Source organism: Nostoc sp. XA010 (assembly GCF_020829625.1).
In the GTDB taxonomy this organism is placed as follows: domain Bacteria; phylum Cyanobacteriota; class Cyanobacteriia; order Cyanobacteriales; family Nostocaceae; genus Nostoc.
This window is the reverse complement of the sequence record NZ_JAIVFX010000117.1, coordinates 1-3863: the sequence shown is the minus strand read 5'-3', so window position 1 is coordinate 3863 and position 3863 is coordinate 1. Positions and strand designations below refer to the sequence as shown.

The 3863-nt window shown below is 35.4% G+C and carries 4 protein-coding genes and 1 pseudogene; 1 reads left to right on the top strand and 4 read right to left on the bottom strand.

Annotation, left to right across the window (positions count from 1 at the left end; all coding sequences use genetic code 11):
• The 4 genes from LC608_RS36415 to LC608_RS36400 form a co-directional block, all read right to left on the bottom strand.
• Positions 1-604, bottom strand: a 604-nt coding sequence (locus tag LC608_RS36415) for a DUF6753 family protein (RefSeq protein WP_229558148.1), incomplete at its 3' end; no start/stop codon positions are given.
• Positions 570-1286, bottom strand: a complete 717-nt coding sequence (locus tag LC608_RS36410) for a hypothetical protein (RefSeq protein WP_229558147.1) — start codon at positions 1284-1286, stop codon at positions 570-572. The genes LC608_RS36410 and LC608_RS36415, both read right to left, overlap by 35 nt.
• A 10-nt stretch (positions 1287-1296) precedes the next feature.
• On the bottom strand, positions 1297-2277 hold the full coding sequence (locus LC608_RS36405) for a hypothetical protein (protein WP_229558146.1): 981 nt from the start codon (positions 2275-2277) through the stop codon (positions 1297-1299).
• A gap of 41 nt (positions 2278-2318) precedes the next feature.
• Positions 2319-3152 (bottom strand): hypothetical protein, encoded by an 834-nt coding sequence (locus tag LC608_RS36400; RefSeq protein WP_229558145.1) that lies wholly within the window; start codon positions 3150-3152, stop codon positions 2319-2321.
• A 482-nt stretch (positions 3153-3634) separates the two neighbouring features.
• On the opposite strand from LC608_RS36400, the pseudogene LC608_RS36395 reads away from it, so the two are divergent.
• Positions 3635-3863, top strand: a pseudogene (locus LC608_RS36395) (hypothetical protein); the annotation flags it as partial.

The window sequence follows — 3863 nt, the reverse complement described above, 5'->3', positions numbered from 1 at the left end:
TTTCTTCTTGACAAGCAGCCAGAGTTTGTTGATTCTCAACAAAGAGCTTATAAGTTTGCTTACCTTCGCTAGATTTTACCCATTGTAAAATCTTCAGATCGTTGTTTGACAACATGACTGATTGGTTCTGACCCAAGTTAGTCATCACGTTCCAAGTTGTAAATGAAGCAAGCATCGCACCGGCTGCTGTCACTCCTCCTACCAGAGCGCAGATAGACCAAAAACGCATCTGAGAATTTCCTGTAGATAATCGCATCTCTTTTGGTGGCGATGATGTTGAGGATGCAGATGATGTTGATGCTTGTATCAGCTTCGGTATTTGTTCAGTTAAGACATCACGCACAGCATTACTGACTAGAGTGTTGTTCATTGATTGGGCTGTTTTAGAAGTATTCGCCACCTTTTGATCGATTGTTAGTACCCAAGCTTCAATCATTGCCTCCATTCGTGCTTGCAATGAAATCATTGTCTCTTCATATCTGCCAAGTGTTGCCATGACTTGAAACATCGGGTCATCTTCTGCTAACCCCACTTGCTGCGCTGTTTCAACAATCCTCTGTTGTTCCGCTTCAGAATACCCCTGCAATATTTCTGATGTTCTCACCTGCTGATACTCCTAAGTAAATACTTGCGACTTGATTATTTTTTACAGTCTCAAAGAAATGTTTTAGCCAGTGATAAATATATGAGCGATACAACACATATAGGGATTGCTCATGAAAACATTGTGAGTAAGGTTTGGCTAAATCCTCCATTGCTTGATAATGATCTCTGTGCAAGGCTGTTAATATAATTTCTGTGCCCCCAACCAATGGCAATTTTTGCTGTATTAATTGCTTATACTCTTTAAACCTCGTATCAAAATGTTGATTTTTTACTATGACATAATTAGCATTGTCCGTTGCAAAATCTAATAGCTGCAAGAAATATTCCATGCAATCACTTCTATGGGAAATTGGCTGTAAGAATGTTAGTTTCCAGTTGAGTTCAGCCAAAACAGTAAAAAAATCAGCCTCATATATGTAGTTACAGGTTTCTTGGATATACTGTCCCGGCATATCTACAAAAATCACATCTAATGAGTCATTGAGTAAATCGTCTAATACCAAATCTGGATTGTCAGTGAAAAAGTTTAAGCTTTCGATTGGCACTATTCCTGCATAAGCTTTGAACTTGTTACGGTTGTCATGGTTATAAATCTTAACAGCTTGATGTTGGCTAAGGAATAGTTCAATCAATAACTTGATGACTGTAGACTTTCCCACACGCGAGTCACCTACAGTCATAACTACACGTCTACAAACGGGGGACATTTTCTAATCCCAAAATGCTTTTCGCCAACCCAACTTGTTCCTTGAATTTGCTAATCCAAGTACTTACCCTTCCTTTCACTGATGGCTTTTCTTTTTGCTCTATTCCTTGATTAAATGTCAAGCTATTTTTGTCTAAATAATCATAAGCGTGTTCTATTAAATCTGGCATCGTTATTTCTAAAAACGGAATATTACTTTCTATTAATATATCCTTCATCGCTGTTATGTCTGAGGATTCTTTATATCTGACAAAGTTTTCTGGCGAACCGAAGAACAAATTCTTCACTACGACATAATCTACTTGGTCTTGACAAAAATCATATAAAGTTATTAACTGCTTTACCGAATCCATTACTCGACTAATTACAACTACAATTGTTACTCGCATATCATATAATTCATCAACTGTAGACAAAAATTTCATTTGTTGTACAACATCTTTTAAGATTCTCATGGACTGTGGTGGTAATTCCAATAAGAATAAAGACTTTCCGGGGATAACTGCCCCTTCTGTGTCTAGACTATCCTCTATTAACTCTTTCAAATCATCTAGAAAAATGTCTACATTCCCTTCTGTAAAAAAATCTAATTCTCTCACTAAACATTTATCTCCATAAAATCTGCTTAAATGAGAATTAGATATGTCCGCATCAAAAGCCAAAAATTCTTTTTTCATATCCAAATATGTTTGCGCTAATCCTCTGGCGAAAGTACTTTTTCCTACTCCCCCTTTATCTCCTGTCACTATCACTAATCTCCGACTCCACTGTTTTTTATTGGTGATTGCTGTTTTTGTTTGTGGCAGGACTGTATTTCCTGCTTCTGTTTTTTCACCTGTAGTTACTGCTTCTAGCATCTGCTGTATATCTTCTGTACTTTCTGCTTCTGTTGTTTCATCTGTTACTAAGAGTAATTCTTCTACTCCATTAAGGATCTCCGCCTCATCGTTTAAAATATCTGTCATCTGATTTTCTCCTCTATTTCATGTTTAATCAGTTTCGGGGTTTAGTCCAGTGCTAGCATTTCTGCTGAAAAGTAGTCTAATAGGTTTAAATACATTGGTTTTAAATCCTTGAAATTCTCAATTGATTTATTAACCATTGTTCCCAGAGCTTGTAATATTAATCCTTGTTCTAGTACCTGATTTAAATTCGACTCATTTAATTTATTTAAATGGTAATAAACTAATAAATCTAATGATTGGGCTATCAACAAATTTGCCGATCTTATCACCAAATCTTCATAAACATATTCATAACTGCTGACTGACCTTAGTACTGTCTTCAATACTTGAAAATATCTACTTCTGAAGTCAATCCCATTTAAATCAATAGTCTGAGGACAGCTAGCTGGCAATGGAAGCTTTTTTAAAATAAACTTTAAATATAAATCAATACTATTTGATGACCAAGAATCACTATTTTGAAAATACAAATACTTTATCAAAGAATCTTTCTGAGAGTAATCTATTTGTTGAAATAAGTATTTTGGTTGCTCGATTGCAATCATCGTGACATCATTTTTAAACACTGGCATCACATTTGTTCTTACCCATTGCATAAATTGTTTGACTACATTGTGTTCTACTACACTTGTTCGTGATATTAATGAGTGGATCGATAGAGCGCTGAGTGTTGATACCAAACTCACTTGATTATTCTCCATCATCACTAATCGTTGATGAACTTCAATTGACCTCACGAAATCATCATTTAAAATTGGAGCTACTATTTGCAATACATCCACTGCAAATAACTCTAGCCCTGATGGTGTTACTATCACTCTTACTACAGAACTTGATGGATGCTCAAATTCCCAATATCGCCAAACTTCTACCATTTCTCCACTAACTTTTTTGTTCTCCCTCCTCTTACTGCAAAAGCTAGCTTTTTACCATAAGAAGATACGTTAGATACTTGAAGAAGAATCAGCTATTTTGAATGAGTGTAGCCCAATGACTATTGCCCATGCTGAATTCTTACTTAGACACTATGGCATATTCCCCCACTTCAAAGGAATCGCTCGAAGTCTAAAAAAATATCGTACTTCTGGCTATTGCTTTTTGTTGACATCCTGTTATAGAATTAGCCCTTTTGCCTGATTCAAAATAGATTCATTGCAAAAGTTCAAGTTTTTTAATAGTTAATTGCTGGTTTTAGCTTGCTATTTGAAATCAAATTATTATATATTATTTAGAATGAAATTTAGCTCTCATTGATTTCATAAATACATCAAATTAGTTTTCCAAATCGAACTAAATTTAGCTTTTTTACTATCCAGTTTTTCCGAGAATAAATAGTTAGCTATTAAGCGAGAATAGTATGCTTTTCAAAACTTCACAAATCGCCATCACTTTAGCTTTGCTCGTCGGTGGTGGTATCATCTCTTGCCAGAGTAAAACGCCTGAACAGATTGCCAAAGAAACAGAACTTGAGTTGATTGCAGCAAAGCAAAAAGCAGAAGCAGATGAAGTTAAAAAATTTGTTGATACTACTCCCGATCTGTATAGAGTTAATTGGAAAGTTTGTAGTGACGGTTTTCCAGGGCGAA

Bases quoted from the DNA above. Each gene is read 5' to 3' on its own strand.
- LC608_RS36405 (WP_229558146.1), bottom strand. From the start codon at position 2,277: ATGACAGATATTTTAAACGATGAGGCGGAGATCCTTAATGGAGTAGAA.
- LC608_RS36410 (WP_229558147.1), bottom strand. From the start codon at position 1,286: ATGACTGTAGGTGACTCGCGTGTGGGAAAGTCTACAGTCATCAAGTTA.
- LC608_RS36400 (WP_229558145.1), bottom strand. From the start codon at position 3,152: ATGGTAGAAGTTTGGCGATATTGGGAATTTGAGCATCCATCAAGTTCT.